A 26718-nucleotide genomic window follows, 5' to 3' on the forward strand; every position below is an offset into this window, starting at 1 on the left:
AGGTTCCTACGCAATTTACGGCGCTTCCGTGTGGAATGAGCACGGCCTGTCCGCCTCAATTCGGGAAATGATCCGCAAGAATGCTCCAGAGTTGAGGCGTGTAAACACCGCTGGGCGTGGGGGATGAACGCTCTTTTCCCGAACGTTCGCAAGACACGTTGATTTTGTCGGAAATTTCTTTGGGGCTTGTCCGGTGTTCTGACAAACTTTCCTGAACAGGGGTTTTATAATGGGACCAACAAATTCGTGAAGAATGGGGTGCCAGCGTAATGGATAAAAGAAATCTGGTGATGTTTCCGGGTACTGAGGCAGTCAAAGGGGGAGCGGGTTCCATTCGTGCCCGTGTAACAGAACGGTTAGGGCAGCTGCCTTTTCTACAGCGTCCCATCCACTTCCTGGCCGCTAAGAAGTGGATGATCCTGCTAACCTTCATGGGTTTTCTACTCGGACGAGCTATGATTCTGGGAGAGCTGTCTCCATTTGCAGTCGCTTATTTTGCAGTCATTGCCTTTATGCGTCGCGATGTTTTGCTGCCGGTAGGCGCAGCGATCGTTGCAGGAAGTTTATTTGCGTCCTTTCCGGTGGCATGGATGGTACCGGCAGAAATCTTGATCTTTTACTTTATGATGCGGGGATTGGAGACCTATGATCGGGCAGAATTGTCGTATGCGCCGCTAATGGTATTTGTCTCCACCTTCTTCGTGAATCTGTTCAGTGTTCTCATCGGACCGAGCATTACCTGGTATTCCATGATGATGCTCACCCTGAACGCCGTGCTCAGCTTTGTCCTGACATTGGTCTTTATCCAAGCGATTCCGGTGCTGACGCTTCGTAAAAAAACGCATGCTCTTCGAAATGAAGAAATTCTATGCATTATCATTTTGCTGGCGTCGGTCATGACAGGTGCCGTTGGCTGGACGATCCAATCCCTGTCGGTAGAGCATGTCTTATCCCGATACTTAATTCTGCTGTTTGCCCTAGTCGGGGGAGCTCCGCTAGGCGCCTCGGTTGGCGTAGTAACGGGCCTCATCCTCAGTCTTGCCAACATTTCGGCATTCTCCCAGATGAGTTTGCTCGCCTTTTCCGGGATGCTCGCCGGTATGCTGAAGGAAGGGAAGAAAGGCGGTGTTTCGCTGGGAATGCTGCTGGGGGCAACCATTCTCTCCATCTATTTCAGCAATCCTGGAGAGGTGATGATCTCCACTTGGGAAACCTGCGCGGCTATCGTGTTATTCCTCATTACGCCCAAGAGCGTGATGCAGGCTATAGGCAAATATGTGCCTGGCACGCAGGATCATACCCGTTCACAGCATGAATACGCCAAGCGGGTCCGGGATCTTACAGCGGACCGTGTGACCCAATTTTCCCGGGTGTTCCGGCAGCTCTCGCAAAGCTTCGGACAGACGTCCGGGGTTATACAGCCTCCAGGCAAACAAACGGAGGAGATGAATCATTTCATGAATGCCGTGGCGGAGGGAAGCTGTGCCACATGCTTTAAACGGAACCAGTGCTGGGACATGAAATTTTACCAGACTTATAAATATATGACCGATATGATGACCTCGATCGAGGAGAATCCTGAGATGGAAGCAGACGATCTGCCGCCGGAATGGAGCCGGATCTGTGCCAAGAAGGAGGAGGTGCTCGGCATCCTCAAGCAGCAGTATCATCTTTACCAACATGATATGCAGTGGAAACGCCAAATATACGATAGCCGTCATCTGGTAGCGGAACAATTATCCGGGGTTTCGCAGGTCATGGAAGACTTGGCCCGAGAGATTAAGCGGGAAAGCCAGACCATGCACATTCAGGAAGAACAGATTCGGGAAGCGCTTCAGCAGCTGGGCTTATCGGTTCAAGGCATCGATATCATCAGTTTGGACTCCGGGCAGGTCGAGATTGAGATCGTTCATGCATACACCCGGGGTTATGACGAATGCAGGAAGATTATCGGACCTCTGCTGTCCGACATTCTCGGGGAGCATATCGCCGTAATGGAAGAGACCTTGATCCATCCAAGGGATGGATTGGCCACCGTGCGATTCGGCTCAGCGAAAACATATGAAATTATGACGGGCGTAGCCGCAGCGGCTAAGGGAGGGGATATTTTATCAGGTGACAGCTTCAGTACGGTCGAGCTGGGCAACGGGACGTTTGCGGTAGCGCTTAGTGATGGTATGGGCAACGGGGAAAGGGCACGGCTCGAGAGCAGCTCGGCTCTGAATATATTAGAACAGCTGCTTCAATCCGGGATGGATGAGAAGCTGGCGATCAAATCGGTCAACTCGATTCTGATGCTGCGCTCGCCGGATGAAATCTATGCCACGGTCGATATGGCCCTAATCGATCAATATACGGCTCAGACCACCTTTATGAAGATCGGTTCGACGCCAAGCTTTATCAAACGAGGGAATGATGTCATACCGGTCTCGGCCAGCAATCTTCCGATTGGGATCATTCAGGATATCGAAGTGGACCTGGTGTCATTACAGCTGCAGGCCGGTGATGTTCTCATCATGATGACGGATGGCATATATGATGCGCCGGGTTATGCGGTAAACAAGGAGCTATGGATGAAACGGATGATTCAGGAAGTGAACAGTGAGGATCCGCAGGAAATTGCCGATTGTTTGTTGGAGAAGGTCATTCGCTACCAGCAGAATCAAATTCATGATGATATGACGGTGGTGGTCGGGCGTGTGGATCACTTCCACCCGGAATGGTCGAATGTGCATGTTCCGGGCTTTGCCCGAATGGAGCGGCCGCGAACGGTTAGCTGATGCGTTAGATAAATCAAGCGATTACCCGGGAAATGGAGGCCCCCGGATGTGGTAAATCTTTTTACGTCTATTCTTCCTATATATCGTTTGAACTCTCTTGAATGTGGAAATGATAGAGATAGAAGTCAAATCGATAGGAATGGATGAGACGGAGGCGATCATTTATTATGAAGCAAATTCTACTGATTACGGACGGGTGCTCTAACGTTGGGGCCAGTCCAGTTCTGGCCGCAGCCCATGCGCTCCAGGATGGTATTGTCGTGAATGTGGTGGGGGTTCTTGATTACGGGACGATCGGCGAGCTTGGGGGATTGGAAATTCAGGAGATAGCCAAAGCGGGAGGAGGCATACACCGGATCGTAGGCACACCACAGCTGGCGCAGACGATACAGATGATGACTCGGAAAACGGTGGTTCAGACGATCCAACAAGCGGTAAATAAGGAGATACAGCATATTCTGGGGGGCGGGTCGCTGGAGGAGCTTCCGCCGGACAAGCGTTCGCAGGTCGTGGAAGTGGTGGATGAGCTGGCTGAGACATCATCCCTGCAAGTCGCGCTGTTAATCGATGCAAGTGCAAGCATGAAACCCAAGCTGGCTGCCGTTGAGGAAGCGATACGTGATTTGATGCTGAGTTTGAAAGCGCGCGCAGGCTCAAGCGAATTGTCCGTATTCCATTTTCCTGGAAAACACAGCGGCGAGGATATCGTGATGGACGTGAATTGGACCTCAGATCTTGACGGTGCCCGGGGAATGTTCAGCCGCCTGCAGATGAGAGGGGCGACGCCGACTGGACCTGCCTTGTTAAAGGTGATTGAATTTTACCGATATGGTACACTAGAAGGTAATCAATCATGGCAGGGTCATTCCAGCCAAGAGGAAGGGATGCTCGGTGACTACGTTGTCTAACCCGGGTTATCCGCCAGGAACCGTAATTAAAGGCAAGTGGCGGAACAGCCGGTACATCGTGGAACGTATGCTCGGCAAAGGGGCTAACGGCAAGGTGTATCTGGTTCACCGGGCAGGAGTACGCGGGCGTTATGCTTTAAAAGTAGGGTATGACGCTCTGGATCTTCAATCCGAAATTAATGTGCTGAATGCGTTAAAAGAACAGATGCCGGACCCGTATCTCGTGGAGGCGGACGATCATCATGACGGCAGCGGCGAAGTGTCCTTCTATGTTATGCGTTACATTGAGGGGAGTCCGCTGCATCATTTTATTCGCAAACGCGGTGCCGACTGGATCGGATTGATCGGACTGAAGCTGCTCGAGAAGCTGTCCGTTCTGCATGCATCCGGTTATGCATTCGGTGATTTGAAGCCGGATAATGTGATGGTCTCGGCATACGGAAGAGTGGAACTGATCGATTACGGAGGCGTCAGCCCTTTCGGACGCAGCGTAAAGCAATTTACGGAATGGTATGATCGGGGATACTGGAATGCCGGAAGCCGGACTGGCGACGTAACCTATGATTTGTTCTCGTTTGCCGTGATGTGTATCGGCCTGCTGGATGAGAAATCATTACGGGAGGCGTCTTGTCAGCTTCCCCAGACCCGTAGTGTTGCAGATCTGCAGCTGGTGCTGCGAAGAAACCTTGTGTTCAAACCATACGCTGTTTGGCTGAACAAGGCTTTATCGGGGGATTTCGCGGATTCACGGGAAGCGTTGAACGAGTGGAGAAAACGAATATACGAAGGTTCGGGCAGGAACGTGCGTCCTAATCCAGGACGAACTCCGCGTTGGCTGAAGAACGCGTTTGGTTTGTCGTTACTCATCATGGCCCTTGCTGTTTATTTTTTCTTCCGCTCATGAAGTTGTTACCTTGTTACTGGGAGTTCATAAAGGGGACCTGGAAGTGAAACAGGATTATTTACGGACATTCGTCAACCATGTCGAGCGTACAGCCGCAGAGTTTGATCTGTGGTCAGAAGGTGATAGCATCGTGGTCGCTGTTTCCGGCGGGCCTGATTCCGTTGCGCTCCTGCACGTGCTGCATGAAATTTCTTTGCACCGGACACCGCTCCGATTGATCTGCGCCCATGTGCATCATGGGTTTCGGAAAGAATCGGACCAAGAGGCGGAGATGGTGCGTGAACTGGTGGAGCGGCTCGGACTTCCATTAGAAACGGCGTTCATCGATATTCCTGCTTATATGGAAGAGAGCGGCAAGGGTGGGCAGGAGGCTGCAAGAGAGAAGCGTTATGAATTTCTGCTGCAAACGGCTCATAAATACAATGCGCGCTCCGTGGCTCTGGCTCATCATGCTGACGACCAAGCTGAGACGGTACTCATGAGGCTTCTGCGCGGAAGCGGCTTGTCCGGACTTGCCGGAATAAAATTTAAGCGCACGGAAAAAAAAGTGGAACTTATCCGCCCGTTCCTTCGTATGTACAAGGCGGATATCGTAGAGCTGTGCCACGAATGCGGTTTCCAGTATGCGGTGGATCATAGCAATCTACAGACGAAGTACCGCCGTAATGCGATTCGCCTGGAAGTATTGCCTTTTCTGGAACGATATAATGGTCAGTTCTCCTCCTCACTCAATCAGCTGGCCGAGATAGTCCAGCAGGAGGATGATTTTGTGGAGCTTGAAGCTGCGAAGCAATTTCGGAGTATGGTACAGGAGAACGATGGGAGGCTCGCTTTCGACGCGCCTTCCTTTTTGGGCTTACATGTCGCTTTACAACGGCGTTTGATTAAACTAATATTAAATTACCTGCCCTCAGACCAGGAAAACACCGATTTTGTCAAGATTGAAACGGTGCGCCATGGCATTCTTAACGATCAGCGAAGCAACTGGCGTCTGGATCTGGGTGACGGCATTACCTGTGTTCGTGAGTATGGAGTGATCCAGTTTTGGCCTAAGCCTCCGAATGAACAGGGACAGTACATATACATTCTTGATTCTCCTGATGTTTCGCAGCAGTATGTTAAGGAAATCGGAAAAATGCTGAAATTGTCGTCAATGACAGGAAGCGAAAGCCGGAGCGGCTCCAGACCATCAGCCTTTGTGGCGGATTTTGATGCGGATGAGCTGAGGTTTCCTTTAACCTTGCGTAACAGACAGCCGGGGGACAAGATGAAGATCATGGGATTAAACGGAAGCAAAAAGGTGAAAGATATTCTCATTGATGAGAAAATCCCACCGTCTGTCCGTGCCCGGATTCCTATTCTTTGTGACGGTTCCGGCAGCATCGTGTGGATTCCAGGTGTACGACGTTCCGTTCACGCCGCTTGCGGGCGGCACACATCACGAGTTCTCCGGATGGAGCTATCGGATGCTTAAGGCAAGTGTAAAACGAAGAATGGCCCGTTTCACGCTTTCATAGTATAAACGTAGGAGGTCCACTTAAGTTGCAGAATGACATTCAGGAAATACTCATCAGTGAAGAAGAGATTCACGCAAAGATTAAGGAACTTGGTTCCAAACTCAGCGCCGAATATGTGGGACGCAATCCACTCGTTATTTGCGTTCTTAAAGGTGCATTTATTTTTATGGCCGACTTGGTTAAATCCATAACAGTACCTCTTGAGTTGGATTTCATGGCTGTATCCAGCTATGGGGCATCAACCAAATCCTCCGGCGTGGTGAAGATCATTAAAGATCTGGACGCATCCGTTGAAGGCAGGGATGTGCTGATTGTGGAGGATATTATCGACAGCGGTCTTACGCTGAGCCATTTGATTGAGCTTCTGAAGAGCCGCAAGGCAAACTCGGTGTGCGTTGTCACGCTGTTTGACAAGCCGGCACGCCGTACGGTGGATTTGCAGGCCGATTACACCGGATTCGTGCTGCCGGATGCTTTTGTTGTCGGATACGGACTCGATTATGCCGAGCATTACCGGAACCTCCCCTACATCGGGATTTTGAAGCCGGAAATCTACAGCAGTTAAACCGCGCCAATGGGCTGCTATCACAGTTCAGGGCCCTTTGTTGAGATGGCCAGACAGGCTGTGGTAAAATATCTTATGTGTCTTGAGAGGAGGTAGGGGATGAGTCGGTTCATCCGGAATTCTGGTTTTTATTTGATTCTATTTTTAGTCGTGGTGGGCATAGTACAATTCGTTACTAATGGCGGCGAGCAAGCCGATGCCCCTAGTTATAATCAACTGCGGCAGGAAGTCAAAGCTAACAACATAGAGGAAATGACGGTACAATTTGACGGTTACGCTTATCTGGTGACCGGTAAGTATAGGGAGATTACCGAAGAGAAAAAATCGGAGAATTTCTCAACCTATATTCCTGCCACGGATGCAGCGATGCAAGAGCTGACTGCAGCCAGTGACAGCAACAACGTCAAACTGTCCGTGCAGCCAATGGAAGGCCAAAGCATTTGGCTGACATTGCTTTCATCCTTTATTCCGCTCATCATTATGTTTGTTCTGTTCTTCTTCCTGTTTAATCAGGCCCAAGGCGGCGGCGGCAAAGTGATGAACTTTGGTAAGAGCAAAGCCCGCTTATATAATGAAGAGAAGAAACGGATTACATTTGAAGATGTAGCCGGAGCAGATGAAGAGAAGCAGGAACTTGTTGAAGTTGTTGACTTCTTGAAAGATCCGCGCAAGTTTAACACGGTTGGCGCTCGCATTCCGAAGGGCGTTCTGCTTGTCGGTCCTCCGGGAACGGGTAAGACGCTCCTGGCTCGTGCCGTTGCTGGTGAAGCAGGAGTGCCATTCTTTAGTATTTCCGGTTCCGACTTTGTTGAGATGTTTGTCGGTGTCGGTGCTTCTCGTGTACGAGACTTGTTCGAGAACGCGAAGAAGAATGCACCATGTATCATCTTCATTGATGAGATTGATGCTGTGGGTCGTCAGCGTGGCGCCGGACTTGGCGGCGGTCATGACGAGCGTGAGCAGACACTCAACCAGTTGCTGGTTGAAATGGACGGTTTCGGAGCGAACGAAGGCATTATCATCGTTGCTGCGACCAACCGCCCGGACATTTTGGACCCGGCGCTTCTTCGTCCGGGACGTTTTGACCGTCAGATTACCGTAGATCGCCCGGATGTGAAGGGCCGTGAAGCCGTACTGAAGGTGCATGCACGCAACAAACCATTGACGAAGGATGTTAAACTTGACATCATCGCCAAACGTACAACCGGTTTTACAGGCGCCGATCTGGAGAATCTCCTGAACGAGGCTGCCTTGCTTGCGGCTCGCCGCAACCGTAAAGATATCTCCATGCGAGAAGTGGATGAGGCGATTGACCGTGTTATCGTCGGTACGGAGAAACGCAGCCGCGTGATCAGTGACCGTGAGAAACGTATCGTAGCTTACCATGAAGCAGGTCACACCATTGTGGGTTACTTCCTCGAGCATGCGGATACGGTGCATAAGGTAACAATTATTCCTCGTGGCCGTGCCGGTGGGTATGTCATCATGATGCCGAAGGAAGATCGGATGCTCGTGACGAAGCAGGAATTGCTGGATCGCGTAACTGGTTTGCTTGGCGGCCGTGTTGCTGAGGAGCTGTTCATCGGTGAAATCGGAACCGGAGCATACAGTGACTTCCAACAAGCGACAGGCATTATCCGCAGCATGGTTGTGGAATACGGTATGAGTGAGAAGCTCGGACCGATGCAGTTCGGTACATCCCAAGGACAAGTGTTCCTTGGACGTGATATCGGACATGAGCAGAACTATAGTGATCGAATTGCTTATGAGATCGATCAGGAAATGCAGCGATTCATTAATGATTGCTATGAGAAATGTAAAGAGATCCTGAATAAGCATGCTAAAGAGGTTCACCTGATTGCGAACACGCTCCTCGAGATGGAAACGCTGGAGCTTGAGCAAATCAAGAATCTCATTGAGACCGGATCAGCTGAAGGCAACGGCAGTGGCGACGGTGAAGGAGAAGGTTCTACCGAGAATGGTGAACCGATCATCGATAACATTGGCGACGTGAAAGTTCGTATCCAAGGGAAAGAAGACGGCGAGCAGCCGACTTCCACGGAAGAAATTCCGAACAACCCGATGGATTCGAATGATCCAGGGCCGGAGCGCAAAGATTCCGAGCGCAAGGATCCTCCAGGCGGATCGGACAACGGTAACAGCAGCTTAACGTAATATTCGCTGATAAAACATCGAATACCGAATAAAATTGAAGAACCGGAGAACGATAATTCGTTTTCCGGTTCTTTTTGTGCTTTCTATCACATTGACAGGGGGCAGAACGAACGTGTACATTAGTTGTTAAATAAGGATGCGCATCCTTTCACAAAGGTGGAAACCATCCTGAAAGTCACATGGTCATCAGCGGCGAACCGCCGGACTACATAAAGGGAGAGGGTCGATCATGGAAGCTTTGGCACTGGAGCGTAAGGCAGAACAGAACCGTGAACTGCGTGAGCGGTTAATGCAATTGAAGAAGGAACGTAATGCAATCATTTTGGCTCATTATTATCAACGGGACGAAATACAAGAGGTCGCTGATTTCCGGGGGGATTCCTTCCTTCTCGCGCAGAAGGCAGCACAAACCGATGCTGAGGTCATCGTATTTTGCGGTGTGCATTTTATGGGCGAGAGCGCTAAAATTCTGGCACCGGGCAAGACGGTTCTTATACCTGATGAGCGGGCTGGCTGCCCTATGGCGGATATGGTGAACGTTGACGGACTGCGGAAGCTGAAAGCGCAGCATCCGAATGCGAAAGTGGTCACATACATCAATTCATCAGCTGAGATCAAAGCCGAAACGGATATCTGCTGTACGTCATCCAATGCCGTGAAAGTGATTCAGTCGGTGGATTCGGATGAAATTATATGGGTGCCTGATAAAAACCTGGGACATTATGTTCAGCAGCATACCGACAAGAAGCTCATTATCTGGGAAGGGTATTGCAACACGCATGACATGCTGACGGTTAAGGATGTTGTCGAGATGAAGGCCAAATATCCTCATGCGGAATTTGTGGTGCATCCGGAATGCCGTCCAGAGGTTGTTGCGATGGGCGATTTTGTAGGGAGTACCACCGCTATCCTGGAGTATTGCAAAAATTCATCTGCCAAGGAGTTTATCGTGGGCACCGAGGATGGAACCGGATATCAGCTTCGATTGGATAGCCCGGATAAATCGTTCCACTTCGCTACGAAGTTCCTGGTGTGTCCGAATATGAAAGTGAATAACCTCAAAAAGCTGGTTAAAGCGTTGGAAACGATGAAGCCGCAAATTTATGTGCCGCCGGTCGTTGCAGAGAAAGCCAGAACTTCATTAGAGCGCATGTTACAAGTTAAGTAGCATGCGCTACTCTTTCGTGAAAAGACAGGTGAGGCATCGTGATACCGCAGTATTTAATTGATTTTGAGCTGAACGATCTTCCGGTCATTGAGACGGATGTCATCGTGATCGGTTCAGGCATTGCGGGTTTATATACGGCGATCATGGCAAGCGCGACTCAGAATGTGCTATTGATTACGAAGAAATCGCTGCTCGAAAGCAACACGCGTTATGCACAGGGGGGGATTGCAGCCGTAACAGCCGAGGATGACTCTCCGGCCTACCACCGGCAGGACACCCTCCTGGCAGGGGCGGGCCTATGTTCTTCTGCCGCGGTGGATGTGCTTGTCAACGAGGGTCCGGTTGGTGTTCAAGAGCTGATTCGGCTCGGTACGATGTTTGATGTGGAGAATGGCGAGCTCGCACTGACCCAAGAAGGCGCGCACAGTCATCGCCGGATCCTTCATGCCAACGGGGATGCTACCGGATATGAAATCGTGCGTGCCCTTTCCATTCAGGTTGAAATGCTTCACAATGTAGAGGTGTGGGACGATCATTTTGTCATTGACCTGATTACCGAGCAGGGAGAGTGCCATGGCGTTTTAGTACAGATGCCGGACGGCAAACGGGTATTCGTACGTGGACGGGCGACGGTGATGTGTTCCGGCGGCGCCGGTCAATTGTACCGGTATACGACCAATCCGGAGGTTGCCACAGCGGATGGCGTTGCCATGGCTTATCGGGCAGGCGCAGAAATTCGGGATATGGAGTTTATACAGTTCCACCCGACGGCGCTTAGTTATCCGGGGGCGCCCCGATTCCTTATATCAGAGGCGGTTCGCGGTGAAGGGGCTGTTCTTCGGAATATACGAGGGGAACGGTTCATGCCCAAATACCATGATTTGCAGGAGCTGGCGCCGCGGGATATTGTAGCGCGGGCCATTGTCAGTGAGATGGAAGCAACGGGGTCTACCTTTGTTTATCTGGATATTACCCATGAGTTGCCGGAGATGGTCAAACATCGATTCCCAACGATTTATGAAACCTGCATGCAATATGGACTCGATTTATCGTCAGATTGGATTCCGGTCTCCCCGGCTGCGCATTATATGATGGGGGGCATCAAAACCAATCTGCATGGCGAGAGCAGCGTGAAGCGTTTATTTGCTTGCGGAGAGGTATCGTCTACCGGTGTTCACGGGGCGAACCGTTTGGCCAGCAATTCGCTGTCGGAGGCGATTGTGTACGGCAGTCGTATTGTCGAGCGCATTAAGAGTCTGCCGGAACCCTCAGGAGATCCACTTCATGTATCATTCCATCTCGGTCGCAAGGACGCTCCGTCCCAAGCGATGGTGGAAAAGCGCTTGAAGCTTCAGAAGGTGATGGTACGTTATGCAGGACTTCGGAGAAATAGGGATACTCTATTAAGAGCAGCAGAAGAGCTCAGCCGTCAGCTGCCATTGTTCCAATCGATGCTCTCCAAGCGTGAGGAATACGAGTTTGCCAACATGCTCACAGCATCCTTACTCGTGGTGCAGGGTGCGCTGGGTCGTGAAGAAAGCCGGGGAGCCCACTACCGTGAGGATTTCCCGGAGCGGAATGACAGCGTATGGCAGAAACATATTGTCCATACACGGGATCAAGAAATGACGGAGGAATTAAGCGATGATGTTTAACGGATACAACGATGGCCTTCTCCAAAGTATACGGACTTGGCTGCAGGAGGATATTGGGTCGGGGGACATTACGACTCTCACCACCATTGAGCCGGGTCATGAATCCAAGGGCGTTATCCATGCCAAGGAGGCTGGAATCGTGGCAGGTATGCCGGTAGCAGAGCTGGTATTCGAAACGGTTGATCCGTCGCTAACTTTTACGGCATTGGTTCGGGATGGGGACGAGGTTGAAAAAGGGACGGTTCTCGCCGAAGTGGAAGGAAGCACTCACCGTATTTTGACAGGCGAGCGCCTCGCTTTGAATTTGCTTCAGCGGCTGTCGGGTATTGCAACAAGAACACGTTCTTTTGTTGATGTACTTGAGGGATTGCCGACAAGATTGGTGGACACCCGCAAAACGACACCCGGCCACCGAATGCTTGAGAAGTATGCCGTTCGGGTTGGCGGCGGCGCGAACCATCGTTTCGGTCTGTACGATGCCGTTATGATTAAGGATAATCACATTAAGGGTGCAGGAGGAATCGCGCAAGCGGTCAGCCGGGCAAGAGCCCATATTCCACATACCATGACGATAGAAGTTGAAACCGAGAGCTTGGCGCAGGTGGAGGAAGCACTGGCTGCAGGCGCAGATATTATTATGCTGGATAACATGAGTCATGACATGATGGCGGAGTCTGTTCGAAGAATCAAGGCCAAGGCTCCTCATGTTCGCGTCGAAGCATCGGGGAACGTGACGCTGGAGACCGTGCGCGGGATTGCCGAGACCGGGGTCGACGTGATATCCGTTGGACGGCTGACTTATTCTTTCCATAGTCTCGATATCAGTCTGGATCTGAATGCGAAGAAAGGAGGGACAGAAGGTTGATTCTAGTTGTGGATGTAGGGAATACCAACATTGTACTGGGTGTGTATCAGGGGAAGAAGCTGCTGCATGATTTTCGAATCAGTACATCGCGTCAGTCCACCGTGGATGAATACGGTGTGTTGATTCACAATTTGTTTCAAATGTCCAATATATTGGTAAGCCAAATAGAAGGCGTAATTGTTTCTTCCGTAGTTCCTCCTCTTGTACGTGTTGTCGAGGAGATGTGCAATAAATATATTGGCAAGGCGCCCCTGATCGTAGGACCGGGGATCAAAACAGGACTGAATCTGCGGTATGAGAATCCGCGCGAGGTTGGCGCTGACCGGATCGTGAATGCAGTAGCAGCCGTCGAGCAGTACGGGGGGCCGCTGATTGTGGTGGATTTCGGTACGGCGACGACGTTTGATTGCATTGATGAGGCAGGCAATTATCTTGGCGGAGTGATTGTGCCTGGTATTGGCATTGCTACTGAGGCTCTGGTACAGCGTGCTTCCAAGCTTCCTCGCGTAGAGCTCGAAAAGCCGAAAAAAGTAATTGGGCGCAATACCGTACATGCCATGCAGGCCGGCATCGTTTTTGGTTATGCGGGACAAGTTGATGGCCTGGTCAAGCGTATAAAAGCCGAGATGGGTACGGACAATGTTAAGGTTATCGCTACCGGGGGAATGGCCGAGCTGATTGCCAGCGAAACGGAGTCCATTGAAGAGATTTCTCCTCTTCTGACATTAGAAGGCTTGCGTATTATTTATGAGCGTAACTAGAACCGCTATAAAACCGTTAGATATTACAAACAACTAGAAAGACAAGGAGGCCTCAAGATGGGTAATCAAAAAGACCGTTTGCTGCGGGGAACAGCATTAAACGGGAAAGTACGGACATTTGCCGTTCGGACAGCCGATTTGGTTGAAGAGCTTCGCCAAAGACATGATACGTTTCCTGTCGTCACAGCCGCTTTGGGCCGCACCGTGTCAGCAGCAGCGATGATGGGAGCTATGCTGAAAGGAGACGAGCGTCTTAGCATTCAAGTGCGAGGCGACGGACCGATCGGTTTGATTGCGGCGGAGAGTAATGCCAACGGCGAGGTCCGCGGATATGTCAAAAATCCGCATGTGGAGCTGACGAATATCCGTCCGGGTAAGATGGATGTTGCCGCTGCTGTAGGGACCACCGGCCATATTGATGTGATCAAGGATTTCGGGTTGAAGGAGCCTTACCGTGGCAGTGTACCGATTATTTCGGGCGAGCTCGCTGAAGACTTCACATACTATTTTGCCGTATCCGAACAGACCAACTCGGCGGTAAGCCTAGGTGTGCTGGTTTCACCGGATTATTCCGTGGCAAATGCGGGCGGCTTCATCGTTCAGCTTCTCCCTGGCGTTACCGAGGATGAGATTACGGAGCTTGAGCTTGCGCTGAGCAAGATTCCACCGATCACCGAGATGCTGGAAGAAGGACTGGAACTGGAAGACATCCTGAAACGAGTAGTTCCGGATGTGACCATTTTGGAGGAAATGGACGTGTACTTCAGCTGTGACTGCTCGCATGAGCGGGTGGAGCGGGCTTTGATCAGCTTGGGACAGGCAGAGCTTGAGCAGATGATCGAAGAGGATGGCAAGGCCGAAGTTTCTTGTCATTTTTGCAATGAAAAATATACGTTCGATAGAGAACAGCTAAAATCCGTGCTAGAGCGGGCCAAATCTTAACGTTGGGATGAGCGACCGTGATGACGAGACAAGAGAAGGGATTGTGGGCGACCGTCATTGTCTTGACAGCATGCGTATTGGGTATGGGCGGCTGGATGCTGTTTTCCGGGAATTTATCGCAAGAGGCTTCACCACCTTGGAAAGATGGCTCCCAACCAGTTGCATCCATCCAGGACAGGGCGATTACCGAAGACGAGTGGGTTGACGAGCTAAAGAAGCGTTATGGCCGCGAAATGCTGATGACCATGCTGAATCGGCACGCCGTGGCTCTGGAGGCCAAAGCGAAGGATATTGATGTTATGCCGGCGGAAGTCGATGCAGAAATCGAAGTCATGAGCCACAGCTACGGTTCTAAGGAACGTTTCTTATCGGAAATGGAAGATCAGCTTGGCATTACGGAGAGTGAATTAAAGACAGAGACGATGTATCGGCTGCTGCTTGAGAAAATTGCGACTTCCGACGTACACATCGAAGAGCAGCAGATCGATTCGTATCTGGAACAGTACCCTGACCAATTTCGCCCCAAGAAACAGTTGAATTTATCCATGATCGAGGTCGCTTCGGAAGATGAGGCAGAACGGGTCATGGATCGGCTGGAGAATGGAGAAGCTTTTGCGGATCTCGCGGCTCAGGTATCTCTCGATGAGTATACTCGCGAAGACGGCGGGCAGATCGGCTTGGTCGAGGAGGATGATCCCTTCTTGCCGCCGGCACTGCTGAATGCAGCTTCAACGCTTGAGCCCGGGGATATTGCGGGGCCGATCTCGCTCACAGACACCTATGCCATTGTTTATGTGAAGGAAATTATCGAGCCTCAGGCCCCGAGCGAGGAAAGTGTCCGCGAGGCGGTTCGTAAGCAACTGGCCCTAGAGCAGTCGGTGTCTTTATCCGAACTGGAGCGTCAGCTTCGCGAGAAATACGAGGCCCGGATTAGCGCTGGTACGGTCACGTTGTAAATAGAAGAAGAACATGAAGAAAGCTGCTGTGGCGGAGTAAGATGTGGCTGCAGGAGCTTTTTTTGCGTTGAAGGTTGCAAAAGGTTTTATTAATGGGAATGGTGGGTTTCATAGCGTGCATGACTAGAGGCGAAATCGCTTTTCCTCGTTCGGGAGGCGCAGGAAAATCCACCTAGAAATGTTGATTTTCGAGATGTGGGATATTGACAATGACACGTAACGTTGATAAGATGAAGGTATAAAAACCTACCTTTTTACTCGGATATCAGCAACCTCAATTATCAAGAATTAGAGTCTATATGCTGGCTCTGCTTTTCTTTCAACATCCAGACACCACAAATTTAATGATTCGACATTAGAATGTATAACACCATTATGGATTTACTAGTTTATCCAGATTCATATTTAGAGGAGGGCTTCATTCATGGCAAAAGTCGTAAACAATGTGACAGAATTAATCGGTGGAACTCCACTCGTCCGTTTGAATCGGATCGTACCGGAGGATAGCGCAGAGATTTATCTGAAGCTGGAATACCAGAACCCGGGTGCAAGCGTTAAAGACCGGATCGCGATCAGCATTGTGGAAGAAGCGGAGAAGGACGGACGTTTGAAGCCGGGCGATACCATTATTGAAGCAACAAGCGGTAATACCGGTATTGGTCTAGCTATGGTGGCAGCTGCCAAAGGCTACAAAGCGGTTATCGTTATGCCTGAAACCATGAGCTTGGAGCGCCGCAACCTGCTGCGTGCCTATGGCGCGGAACTGGTACTGACACCGGGATCGGAAGGAATGAACGGTGCGGTTAAGAAGGCGGAAGAAATTCTGAAGGAAAATGCGGGATTCTTTATGGCCGATCAATTCAATAACCAAGCCAACGTGAAAATCCACCGTGAAACAACAGGTCCGGAAATCGTTGAAGCGATCCAATCCATCGGCGGTTCCTTGGATGCGTTCGTGGCAGGTATCGGAACAGGCGGAACGATTACAGGGGCGGGCGAAGTGCTGAAAGAGCAATTCCCTGATATTAAGGTCATTGCAGTTGAGCCTGCTGCATCGCCAATCCTTGCCGGAGGCAAACCAGGTCCTCACAAAATCCAGGGTATTGGCGCAAACTTCATTCCTGAAATTTTGAACCAAGAAGTCTACGATGAAATCGTTCATGTCGAGAATGACGATGCCTTTGAAACCTCCCGCCGTGTGGCGAAGGAAGAAGGCGTTCTTGGCGGCATTTCTTCCGGTGCGGCTGTATACGCGGCATTGAAGGTTGCCAAAGAGCTTGGTAAAGGCAAGCGGGTGGTAGCCGTGATCCCAAGTAACGGAGAACGTTACCTGAGCACGCCGCTCTATAACTTCGAGTAACGAGTAAGATGATATTGTAATATGCGCGCATGGTCTCACCTCATCTGGGTGAGATAATGCGTGACAAGGAAGGGGCCCTCAATGTGTTTTTATAGCATTGAGGGCTTTTTGCGTATACTAGTCCCAAAGATAACGCTTTATTGGAATCCACGGGATGACCGCTCCAAAAATTATTGTTGGACGAGCTTCTATTTAGGGTTTTCAAGAGAAGCGGGATACAGTATACTGACAGGCAACAGTAAGGCTTTTGATGACTAAGGGAGGATCGGCATGGAGAGAAGAGTGGAGCTGGCCCAGTGGCAGGCATGGGCTAAAGAGGGCTGGTCCGTCGTTCCCTATCTGGTTCAATATAAAGGAGCAACAAGAGGGTTACCCCTGTCATGGAGACATGCATGGAAAGCGGCATCGCCGTATGCCTTTGTGCTGGAGAGTGGTAAGGGTGGACGCTATACGTATCTTGGATTGCGGCCGGTGTCCATTCTGCAGGGGAAGGGGAGCCATGGAGAGATCATTGAGCTGTCGGGGGATTCGCGAACGCAGGTAACGGGAAAGCCGCTGCATCTGTTAGAGCAGTGGATGAAAGAATGGCGGGCTCCCCGTGTACCGGGATGGCCGGACTTTCGCGGTGGCTACGCCGGTTTTCTAAGCTACGATGTGATCCGATCGATTGAGCAGCTCCCAAAAATAGCCAAAGATGAGCCGGGGTTCCTGGATTATATGTGGATGCGCATAGAAGAGATCTGGATCTATGATCATGCAGATGACAGCGTCTACTGCTCGGTGCATGTCCCTCTGCCTTGGGCATTCGGGACCGGGGAAGTTTCGGAGGAAAAGACGGTATCCGGTGCTTCTGTTGATGCATCCAGAGGTTCGGTGCTTTCAATCGATCAAGAGAAGCTATTGCAGGAGTTATATGATCGGGCTGTCGTAAGGGCTGAATCGATGCTGTCCCAATGGAATCAAATGTTCGGAACAGTCTTAGGGAACGGCTCGGAGTCCGAAGATGAGCACGTGCGGCAGGAACGATGGAAGAAAGCGCAGGAGCTGTCCGGGCCGAATGTCGAGATTTGGGATCGGCTGGAGATTGATTTTACGCAGGAAGCGTTCGAGCAGGCGGTACGCTCGATTCAAGAGTATATTCGGCAGGGTGATGTATTTCAGGTCAATTTGTCTCTGCGCCGTCATTTGCAGCTGCATGCGGACCCCGCGGATATTTATGAGTGGCTGCGTATCCTGAATCCGTCGCCGTATATGGGGTATTTATCCTCGCCGGGCTTCAGCTTGGCTAGCGGCTCACCGGAATTGCTGGTGAAGCTGGATGGCGATGTCGTATCTGCACGACCGATTGCGGGAACTCGGCGCCGGGGAAGCAATCCGGAAGAGGATGCGGCAATGGAAGCAGAACTGCTTGGCAGCGAGAAAGAACGGGCGGAGCATATTATGCTGGTCGATTTGGAGCGTAATGACATTGGCCGCATTGCCGCATACGGGACCGTGCATGTTCCGGAGCTGATGACCGTCGAAAGGTACTCTCACGTGATGCATCTGGTGTCGCAAGTGGAAGGGCGGATTTCAGAGGGCAAACATGCGTATGATGTCATTGCGGCAGCGTTCCCCGGCGGCACCATTACAGGCGCACCCAAAATCCGGACCATGGAGATCATCGAAGAGCTGGAGCCCGTGACGCGGGGACCCTATACCGGCTCCATGGGCTGGATCGATTATAATGGTGATATGGAGCTCAACATTATTATTCGGACCCTCGCCGTGAAGGATGGGGTCGGCTACATCCAGACGGGCGCGGGGATTGTCATTGACTCCGATCCGTACCGGGAATACAGGGAGTGTCATAACAAGGCAAAGGCTTTGATTGCCGCTCTGATATGCAGTGAAGAAGAAGCGGCAGTGGTATCCGCGAATATAGGGGGGAAATAATATGATACTTGTCATCGATAATTATGATTCGTTTACGTATAACCTGGTTCAATATTTGGGTGAGCTCGGCGAAGAAGTGAAGGTTTACCGGAATGATGAGATCGACATCGCTGGTATCGAGGCATTGGCCCCGGACCATATCCTGATATCTCCGGGACCGTGCACGCCGAATGAAGCCGGCATCAGTCTGGATGTTATTTCGCATTTCAAGGGTGTGATTCCGATCTTTGGCGTCTGCCTCGGCCATCAGGCGATCGGGCAAGCCTTTGGCGGCAACGTGATTCGTGCGGAGCGCCTTATGCACGGGAAAACATCCGCGATCCAGCATACGGGCGGCTCGGTCTTCGAAGGCTTACCGGTTCCGTTCACCGCAACGCGCTATCACTCGCTGATCGTTGAGAAGGAAACTTTGCCGGATGAGCTGGAGATTACCGCCTGGACCGAAGAGGGCGAAATCATGGGGCTTCGGCATAAACAATATCCCATAGAAGGGGTGCAGTTCCATCCGGAATCCATCATTACGGACCATGGCCATCAAATGCTGCGCAATTTCTTGAAGCGTACAGCTGGCACCAAAGCATGAAATATATTGGCATGAACGGCGGCATCGTTGAAGCTGCCGAGGCTGTCATACCTGTAATGGATCACGGTCTTCTGTACGGAATGGGGTTATTCGAGACCTTCCGCACTTATAAGGGGAAGCCTTTTTTATTAGAGCGGCACTTGAGCCGGCTCATGGACAGCTGCCGGGAGCTCGGGATCGTCCACAGGGCGGATGCTGAGAGGATCAGCCGCTGGATAACGGAACTGATGGAGGCCAATGGTCTCCAGGATGCTTATATTCGATATACCGTAACGGCAGGAGAGGGATTACTCGGTCTGCCTGCTGGCGATTATTTGAGGCCTTCCGAGATTTTATTCGCCAAAGAGCTTCCGGCCGCAAACGAAATGCTCTACGAGAAAGGCAGAGCCATGCGGCGGCTGTCCCTTCCGCGGAACACGCCGGAATCCTCGGTTCGGCTGAAATCTCTGCATTATATGAACAATATACTCGCAAAGCGGGAATTGGCCGAATACCCCAGCCACTCGGACGGTCCGACAGAGGGGCTGATGCTAACGGCGGCCGGGGAAGTGGCAGAGGGCATTGTCAGCAATGTCTTTTTTGTCAAAGCGGGTCGTTTATATACGCCTGACGTAAGTACGGGCATTTTGCCGGGGATTACCCGGGCCGTGGTGCTGGAATTGGCTGCCGATCTTGGGATGGAAGTCGAAGAAGGCCGTTACAGCTGGGAGTTTTTCACTGGAGCGGATGAAATATTTACGACCGGTTCTGTACAGGAGATTGTTCCGGTTACGACGTTGATTGGAGCTGAAGGTGAGAGTCTAGTCATTGGACAAGGATTGGTCGGTCCGATAACCCGTACATTACTGAGCGCATATAGAAGGAAAGCAGGGCAAAAGGCATGAAAACAACGATTTACGAACGTGAATATCGGCTGAGCAAGGATGCTGTGTTAAAGCTCGGTCAATCCACGCTCATTATGGGCATATTGAATGTGACGCCGGATTCGTTCTCCGACGGAGGTCGTTATCACGACATGGAGCGGGCGGTCAAGCACGCGCTTCAGCTGGTGGAAGAGGGAGCTGACATCATCGATATCGGCGGAGAATCGACGCGTCCAGGCCATGAGCCGGTTGGAGCTGAAGAGGAGCTCGCCCGCGTTATCCCGGTTATAGAAGCCATCCATCGGCATGCGCCGCATATTCCATTATCAATTGACACGTATAAAGCGGAAGTTGCGCGTCAGGCTATTGGAGCGGGCGCTCATATCATAAATGATATTTGGGGCTTTAAAGACGATGCGGATATGCCCAAGACAGCGGCAGAGCTCGGATGCCCCGTGATTTTGATGCACAATCGCCGCGATCGGAATTACATCAATCTCATCGAGGACGTAAAGCGCGATTTGCTGGAAAGTGTCGAAATTGCAAGGGCTGCAGGTGTGCAGGATCAGCATATTTTGCTCGACCCGGGTATCGGGTTTGCCAAGGACTATGACGAGAACATGAAAGTGATGGCCTCCCTCGATCAGCTTGTAGGGCTTGGGTTTCCGGTGCTGCTGGCTACCTCCCGCAAAAGGTTTATCCAGACCGCACTTGGCGCCCCGGCACAGGATGTGCTGGAAGGAACGGCCGCCACGGTGGCTTACGGGATTGCGCAAGGTTGCCAGATCGTTCGTGTGCATGACGTGTTGCATATGAAACGGACAGCGAAGATGTGTGATGCCATGACTTACGCTTCAACGGAGCTTACACGTATATAATTTTTTTCGGGACAAAGGATGGAAGGGCGGAGTACGAGATGGATAAAATGATACTGAGCCGCATGGAATACTACGGCTACCACGGTGTGTTTGAGGAAGAGCGCAAGCTGGGTCAACGATTCTATGTGGATCTGGAGCTGGAGATGGATTTGAGCAAAGCTGCGAAGACGGATGACTTGACGTTAACGGTAAATTATGCGGAGATTCATGATCTCTTGCTGGATATTATGCGGACGGAGTCGTTCCGCCTGATTGAAGCTTTAGCGGAGCATATTGCATCTAAGGTATTGGACACTTATACTATTATCGATGCTTTAACGGTCCGATTGACGAAGCCGCACCCGCCTTTTGACATTCATTTTGAAGGTGTGACCATTGAGCTGCACCGGACCAGGAAGTGAGACGATCATGAATTCACACGCCACCTCTGAGTGTTCAGAGGCTTATATTGCTTTAGGGGCCAATTTGGGAGACCGCGAGGGTAACCTGATGGAGGCTTTAGAACGGTTGGACGAAGTACCTAGCATATCGGTAGAGCGCGTATCCAACTTGTATGAAACCGAGCCGGTCGGCTATGTGGATCAACCGATGTTTCTTAATATGGCCACAGCCGTGTCGACATCGCTGAGTCCTCATGAGCTGCTTGCCGAAATGCAGCGAATTGAAAAGCAGCTCGGCCGGGTACGTCATATTCATTGGGGGCCGCGGACGGTGGACTTGGACCTGTTATGGATGGAAGGACGCCGTCTGGATACGCCGGACCTTGTTCTGCCGCACCCCCGTATGCAGGAACGGGCTTTTGTGCTCAGACCGCTGGCCGATATCGTATTTGAGCTCGAACCTTCAGGTCTGTACCCTGTAGTGAAGACAGCACTTGAGAACCTGGAAGGAAAGGAAGGAATACAGCTTTGGAAAACAAGCAGCTGGCGCAGCGTATCCGCGCTTTCCGAAAATTGAAGGGTTTAACCCAGCAAGAGCTCGCCGAGCGTACCGGTATATCACTGGCCGTCCTTGGTGCGATTGAGCGGGGGAACCGCCGTGCCGAGGAGCAGATGCTGGTTCAGATTGCGGACGTGCTGGAGATTACAATGCAGGAGCTTAAGGAACGGAGCTAGAACCTCCGAATAGAAAAGCCGGTGCAGGTTTATTTTCATTAAACCCGGCCATTAATATAGGATGATGCTTCTGGATGCGATCTACAAGACATGTAATTTTTGCGGACTGGACGAGGGTGCGATTCAGAGTATGATGGGTTGGTTTGAAACTTATGGATCCCTTGCACGATAACCGGGATCTTTCGACTATAAATATCTGAATATAAAGGGGTGACACATAAAATGGATAAGTTGCAAATCGGAAACATCGAGATGAAGAACCAAGTGGTTCTGGCGCCCATGGCAGGCGTGTGCAACCCGGCGTTCCGCTTGATTGCTAAGGAATTCGGTACCGGTTTGGTTTGCGCCGAAATGGTGAGCGGCAAGGCCATTGTTCACGGGAACAAGCGCACCCAGGAGATGCTGTTCGTCGACGAGCGGGAGAAACCGCTGAGCCTGCAAATTTTTGGAGGTGACCGCGAATCCCTGGTGGAAGCGGCCAAAGTTGTCGATCAGCAAACCAATGCCGACATCATCGACATTAACATGGGCTGTCCTGCACCGAAGGTAACGAAGGTTGATGCGGGTGCGCGCTGGCTTCTGGATTCGAACAAAATCTATGAAATGGTAGCGGCCGTTGTTGATGCCGTGAACAAACCGGTCACGGTGAAGATGCGTACAGGCTGGGATAGCGATCACATCTATGCTGTCGAAAATGCACAAGCTGTCGAACGCGCGGGCGGTCAGGCGGTCAGCGTTCACGGACGCACGCGCGAGCAGCTCTACACCGGGCACGCGGATTGGGACATCATTCGCCAAGTGAAAGAAGCCGTCTCCATTCCGGTTATCGGTAACGGCGATGTGGTGACGCCGGAGGATGCTCGCCGGATGCTGGATACGACAGGCTGCGATGGTGTCATGATCGGTCGCGGAGCGCTGGGGAACCCATGGATGCTGTATCGTACCGTGGAGTACCTGAAGACAGGCCAGCTGCTGCCGGATCCGGCTCCGCAGGAGAAAATCCGGATTGCCATTCTGCATATGGACCGGCTGATCGCTTTGCGCGGCGAAGCGGTTGCGGTACGGGAAATGCGCAAGCATCTTTCCTGGTATTTGAAAGGGCTGAAGGGCTCCGCTCGCATTAAAGATATGATTATGGAAGAAACGAAGCGCGACGAAATGGTGAACCTTCTGAACAACTTTGTGAACAATCTGGAGGCCCAAGAAGAATCGACAAAAAGTGTATACCCTCAAGCCGTTGCGGCGATGGGATAATTAGGGGTGCAGGCTGTTATATGGGTGCGTGTATGCGACATTCGTAACAGCCTTTGCGCGCATTGACTTTTTGAAATGGTTCCCATATAATCTTTCAGTATAAATTCAAGAAATTGAGCAGGCATCAGAGGGAAGTTCTGATCCCCAAGAATTCGCATATAGTATGTTGATACCGTGGTTTAAATTATTTACATGACAGGAGAATCGGTTAATGAGCGATAAAGAAGTCATTCTTACCCAGGACGGTCTGAAGAAACTGGAGGACGAACTTGAGAATCTAAAGTCTGTAAAACGCCGTGAAGTGGCTGAGCGGATTAAAGTTGCCATCGGTTATGGTGATATTAGTGAAAACTCCGAATATGAAGACGCCAAGAACGAGCAAGCCTTTATCGAAGGCCGGATTATAACGCTGGAGAAAATGCTCCGCAATGCGCGCATCATCAACAATGATGATATCAATACCGATGTCGTCGGCGTGGGCAACACGGTGATCGTAGAGGATTTGGAATTCGGCGACACGATGCAATATACCATTGTAGGTACGGCTGAATCGGATCCGCTTAACAACAAGATCTCTAACGAGAGTCCTGTAGGCAAAGCGATTATTGGCAAGCAAAAAGGATCGGTTGTAGATGTTAACGTTCCTGCGGGCGTTATTCAATATAAAATTGTAGACATTAAGAAGTAAGTCGGAATGTGGTGTAGAAAGCTTCCTTCGGGGGGCTTTTTTAACATATTAGAATTTATAAGTTTTTTGGGGTCCCCGCAAAGTATTTGGAATAAGCATCGTAGCATAGGCTCCACTTTGTGGGGTTATTTTGAATAGGCAAGGCTGTGTTGAGGGCTTAATGGGTTAATGGCATGTCTTGAATGGCTGCCCTACCGTTAAGTCCTAACCGAATGTGTACAAGTTGTTCAAGGGCTGTCCAGATCATGTAATGGGTGGCGGCATTTGTGCTGTTGGGGATTACGATGGAAGTGAAATGAAGGAGATGAATGACGATGACGGAAGAAATGAACAACCAGGAACAAGAACAGGAGTTAAGTGAGCTTTTGCAAATCCGCCGCAACAAATTGGACGAGCTTCGCAAGCTGGGCATCGATCCGTTTGGCGGAAAATATGAAAGAGAACATCACGCAGGTGATATTCTGAAACAGTATGACGAGCTCTCCAAGGAAGAACTGGAAGAGAAGCAGGTGGAAGTGAACCTGGCCGGCCGGATTATGGCGAAGCGTGGCATGGGCAAGGCTTCTTTTGCTCATATTCAAGATTTGAGCGGCCGGATTCAGATCTATGTTCGCCAGGATTCGATTGCAGAAGCGCAATATGAAGCATTCAGCATCCTTGATCTGGGTGACATCATCGGGGTGAAAGGGGTCTTGTTCAAGACCAAAACCGGTGAAACCACCATTAAAGTGAAGGAACTGGAGGTTCTTTCGAAGTCGCTTTATCCGCTCCCTGAGAAATTCCATGGTTTGAAGGATGTGGAACTCCGTTACCGTCAGCGTTATGTCGACCTGATTATCAACCCAGATGTACAGAAGACCTTCATTGCCCGTTCCCGTATTATTCAATCGATGCGCCGTTACCTGGATTCCCAAGGCTATCTTGAAGTGGAAACTCCGACTTTGCATTCGATCGCTGGTGGTGCAGCGGCACGTCCGTTCATTACGCATCATAATGCGCTGGATATGGAGCTGTATATGCGGATTGCGATTGAGCTTCACCTGAAGCGTCTGATCGTGGGCGGCTTGGAAAAAGTGTATGAGATTGGCCGCGTATACCGGAATGAAGGGATCTCTACCCGTCATAATCCGGAGTTTACGATGATTGAGCTCTATGAAGCCTATGCGGATTATAAAGATATTATGGCACTGACCGAGAATATGATTGCCCATATTGCCCAAGAGGTGCTGGGTACACAAGTGATTTCCTATCAAGGGCACGAAGTTGACCTGACGCCACAATGGCGTCGTGTATCCATGGTTGATGCCGTAAAAGAAGTAGTCGGCGTTGACTTTAGTGTGGACATGTCCAACGAGGAAGCGCATCGCCTTGCAAAAGAACATAAAGTTCCGGTAGAGCCGCATATGACATTCGGCCACATCTTGAACGCGTTCTTTGAGCAATTCGTTGAAGAGACGCTGATTCAGCCAACTTTCGTAACCGGTCATCCGGTTGAGATTTCGCCGCTGGCGAAGAAGAACGACGTGGATCCGCGGTTCACGGATCGTTTTGAGCTGTTTATCGTGGCGCGTGAGCACGCGAACGCCTTCTCGGAGCTCAATGATCCGATCGACCAACGTCAGCGTTTTGAAGCGCAGATGAAGGAAAAAGAACAGGGCAATGACGAAGCGCACGAGATGGATGAAGATTTCTTGCGTGCACTGGAGTATGGTATGCCGCCAACAGGCGGACTTGGTATCGGGATCGATCGTTTGATCATGCTTCTTACGAATTCCCCATCCATTCGTGATGTCTTGCTGTTCCCGCACATGCGTAATAAGGAGTAGTAGCGTTTGCTCCATTAATAGATTGTGGAAGAGGCAGTCGGCTATAGATCTCTATAGTCGGCTGCCTTTTTTGTATGGTGATCCCGATTCTTTCTTGTTCTGAGAATAAAGCTATGCTACATTTATTTAGTACATATGTATTAAATAAGGGAGCTGGTGGAATGATTGGGGTTTTTATTATTGGATGTGAAATTTTATTCTGGGTATTTGTTCTCGCTGGATTAAGTGCAAGATATCTCTTCGGGATGAAAAGAACGGGCGGCATACTGCTGCTGTGTACGCCGATCATCGACTTATTATTGATAGCCGTAACCATGATAGATCTGCGTGGCGGGGCAGATGCCGGATTCATGCATGGGCTGGCAGCTGTATACATCGGGGTGACTATTGCTTTTGGGCATCGGATGATCCAATGGGCGGACGCCCGGTTTGCTCACCGATTTGCAGGTGGTAAGAAACCGGAGCCAGCCCCGAAACATGGAGCGGCTCGCGCCAAGCGTGAGCGCCAGGGGTGGTATCGCCATGTGTTGGCGTGGATGATAGGAGTTATATTGCTTGGCGTTATGATTGTGGTTGGGGAACCAGCACGAACGGGGCAGCTAAAGGCGATGGCCTTACAATGGGCCGTGATCCTGGGAATTGACTTCATATATAGCTTCAGCTATACCTTCTGGCCTAAGAAGCAGGCAGGGTAAATGGAGATACTGAATACCTAGTATATAGTAAGTAAATGATTGTATGATTTTACCTAATTATTAATTTGCACAAAAGGATTGCATATTGGCGAATGCCATGGTATATTATATTTCCGGCCAAGAAATACGGTCGAAACAAACGCTTGGAACAACAAGCCAAAATGAATTTGAAAAACAAATTCAAAAAAAGCTTGCAATGATCGAGCGGATGTGATAAGATATAAGAGTTGCTAACGAGATAAATTGTTAGCGACGAGCGAAGAAGTTGATCTTTGAAAACTGAACAACGAGTGAGTAAAACGAACCACTTCGGTGGAACGTTGAA

The 26718-nt window shown here is 50.6% G+C and carries 24 protein-coding genes; all 24 read left to right on the forward strand.

Going from position 1 to position 26718, the window contains the following annotated elements:
* Window positions 1-269: 269 nt before the first annotated feature.
* The 24 genes from spoIIE to CRG97_RS00320 all read left to right on the forward strand — a co-directional run bounded on the left by spoIIE (window position 270) and on the right by CRG97_RS00320 (window position 26393).
* Window positions 270-2780 (forward strand): stage II sporulation protein E, encoded by a 2511-nt coding sequence (gene spoIIE, locus CRG97_RS00205; protein WP_098741228.1) that lies wholly within the window; start codon window positions 270-272, stop codon window positions 2778-2780.
* A 167-nt stretch (window positions 2781-2947) separates the two neighbouring features.
* On the forward strand, window positions 2948-3688 hold the full coding sequence (locus CRG97_RS00210) for a vWA domain-containing protein (RefSeq protein WP_076326532.1): 741 nt from the start codon (window positions 2948-2950) through the stop codon (window positions 3686-3688).
* Window positions 3672-4592 (forward strand): serine/threonine protein kinase, encoded by a 921-nt coding sequence (locus CRG97_RS00215; protein WP_098741229.1) that lies wholly within the window; start codon window positions 3672-3674, stop codon window positions 4590-4592. Before CRG97_RS00210 ends, CRG97_RS00215 begins: the two co-directional genes overlap by 17 nt.
* Window positions 4593-4635: 43 nt before the next feature.
* Window positions 4636-6066, forward strand: coding sequence for a tRNA lysidine(34) synthetase TilS (gene tilS / locus CRG97_RS00220; protein ID WP_098741230.1), 1431 nt, complete (start codon window positions 4636-4638; stop codon window positions 6064-6066).
* Between the two features lie 68 nt (window positions 6067-6134).
* Window positions 6135-6674 (forward strand): hypoxanthine phosphoribosyltransferase, encoded by a 540-nt coding sequence (hpt, locus tag CRG97_RS00225; protein WP_071221070.1) that lies wholly within the window; start codon window positions 6135-6137, stop codon window positions 6672-6674.
* Between the two features lie 99 nt (window positions 6675-6773).
* On the forward strand, window positions 6774-8849 hold the full coding sequence (gene ftsH / locus CRG97_RS00230) for an ATP-dependent zinc metalloprotease FtsH (protein ID WP_098741231.1): 2076 nt from the start codon (window positions 6774-6776) through the stop codon (window positions 8847-8849).
* Between the two features lie 229 nt (window positions 8850-9078).
* Entirely contained in the window at window positions 9079-10017 is a 939-nt protein-coding gene (nadA, locus tag CRG97_RS00235; protein WP_098741232.1) for a quinolinate synthase NadA, read from the forward strand.
* Between the two features lie 38 nt (window positions 10018-10055).
* Window positions 10056-11672: an L-aspartate oxidase gene (gene nadB, locus CRG97_RS00240; protein ID WP_098741233.1), complete on the forward strand. Its 1617-nt coding sequence runs from the start codon at window positions 10056-10058 to the stop codon at window positions 11670-11672.
* Window positions 11662-12537, forward strand: a complete 876-nt coding sequence (gene nadC / locus CRG97_RS00245) for a carboxylating nicotinate-nucleotide diphosphorylase (RefSeq protein WP_098741234.1) — start codon at window positions 11662-11664, stop codon at window positions 12535-12537. Before nadB ends, nadC begins: the two co-directional genes overlap by 11 nt.
* Window positions 12534-13298, forward strand: a complete 765-nt coding sequence (locus CRG97_RS00250) for a type III pantothenate kinase (RefSeq protein WP_098741235.1) — start codon at window positions 12534-12536, stop codon at window positions 13296-13298. Before nadC ends, CRG97_RS00250 begins: the two co-directional genes overlap by 4 nt.
* A gap of 57 nt (window positions 13299-13355) precedes the next feature.
* On the forward strand, window positions 13356-14240 hold the full coding sequence (gene hslO, locus CRG97_RS00255; RefSeq protein ID WP_098741236.1) for an Hsp33 family molecular chaperone HslO: 885 nt from the start codon (window positions 13356-13358) through the stop codon (window positions 14238-14240).
* A 20-nt stretch (window positions 14241-14260) separates the two neighbouring features.
* Window positions 14261-15196, forward strand: coding sequence for a peptidylprolyl isomerase (locus CRG97_RS00260; RefSeq protein WP_098741237.1), 936 nt, complete (start codon window positions 14261-14263; stop codon window positions 15194-15196).
* Window positions 15197-15620: 424 nt separating this feature from the next.
* Window positions 15621-16556: a cysteine synthase A gene (gene cysK / locus CRG97_RS00265; RefSeq protein ID WP_076326688.1), complete on the forward strand. Its 936-nt coding sequence runs from the start codon at window positions 15621-15623 to the stop codon at window positions 16554-16556.
* Between the two features lie 270 nt (window positions 16557-16826).
* The gene (locus CRG97_RS00270) at window positions 16827-18491 is read left to right on the forward strand and encodes an anthranilate synthase component I family protein (protein WP_098741238.1); all 1665 of its coding nucleotides are present in this window, start codon (window positions 16827-16829) and stop codon (window positions 18489-18491) included.
* 1 nt (window position 18492) lies between these two features.
* Window positions 18493-19074: an aminodeoxychorismate/anthranilate synthase component II gene (gene pabA, locus CRG97_RS00275; protein WP_098741239.1), complete on the forward strand. Its 582-nt coding sequence runs from the start codon at window positions 18493-18495 to the stop codon at window positions 19072-19074.
* Complete coding sequence (locus CRG97_RS00280; RefSeq protein ID WP_098741240.1) at window positions 19071-19958, forward strand: aminotransferase class IV; 888 nt, start codon at window positions 19071-19073, stop codon at window positions 19956-19958. Before pabA ends, CRG97_RS00280 begins: the two co-directional genes overlap by 4 nt.
* Entirely contained in the window at window positions 19955-20815 is an 861-nt protein-coding gene (gene folP / locus CRG97_RS00285) for a dihydropteroate synthase (protein ID WP_098741241.1), read from the forward strand. The genes CRG97_RS00280 and folP overlap by 4 nt, the downstream gene beginning before the upstream one ends.
* A 38-nt stretch (window positions 20816-20853) precedes the next feature.
* Entirely contained in the window at window positions 20854-21216 is a 363-nt protein-coding gene (gene folB / locus CRG97_RS00290; protein ID WP_006207454.1) for a dihydroneopterin aldolase, read from the forward strand.
* 7 nt (window positions 21217-21223) lie between these two features.
* On the forward strand, window positions 21224-21772 hold the full coding sequence (gene folK, locus CRG97_RS00295) for a 2-amino-4-hydroxy-6-hydroxymethyldihydropteridine diphosphokinase (protein ID WP_098741242.1): 549 nt from the start codon (window positions 21224-21226) through the stop codon (window positions 21770-21772).
* The gene (locus CRG97_RS00300; RefSeq protein WP_098741243.1) at window positions 21724-21930 is read left to right on the forward strand and encodes a helix-turn-helix domain-containing protein; all 207 of its coding nucleotides are present in this window, start codon (window positions 21724-21726) and stop codon (window positions 21928-21930) included. The genes folK and CRG97_RS00300 overlap by 49 nt, the downstream gene beginning before the upstream one ends.
* Window positions 21931-22152: 222 nt before the next feature.
* A complete protein-coding gene (gene dusB, locus CRG97_RS00305) occupies window positions 22153-23184 on the forward strand; it encodes a tRNA dihydrouridine synthase DusB (RefSeq protein ID WP_098741244.1) in 1032 nt (343 codons plus the stop codon).
* Window positions 23185-23395: 211 nt separating this feature from the next.
* Window positions 23396-23872: a transcription elongation factor GreA gene (gene greA, locus CRG97_RS00310; RefSeq protein WP_076326680.1), complete on the forward strand. Its 477-nt coding sequence runs from the start codon at window positions 23396-23398 to the stop codon at window positions 23870-23872.
* Window positions 23873-24186: 314 nt separating this feature from the next.
* On the forward strand, window positions 24187-25698 hold the full coding sequence (lysS, locus tag CRG97_RS00315; RefSeq protein ID WP_098741245.1) for a lysine--tRNA ligase: 1512 nt from the start codon (window positions 24187-24189) through the stop codon (window positions 25696-25698).
* Between the two features lie 161 nt (window positions 25699-25859).
* A complete protein-coding gene (locus tag CRG97_RS00320; protein ID WP_098741246.1) occupies window positions 25860-26393 on the forward strand; it encodes a hypothetical protein in 534 nt (177 codons plus the stop codon).
* Window positions 26394-26718 lie beyond the last annotated feature (325 nt).

Origin of the sequence: Paenibacillus sp. EZ-K15 (assembly GCF_002573715.1) — a bacterium.
GTDB lineage: Bacteria > Bacillota > Bacilli > Paenibacillales > Paenibacillaceae > Paenibacillus_AQ.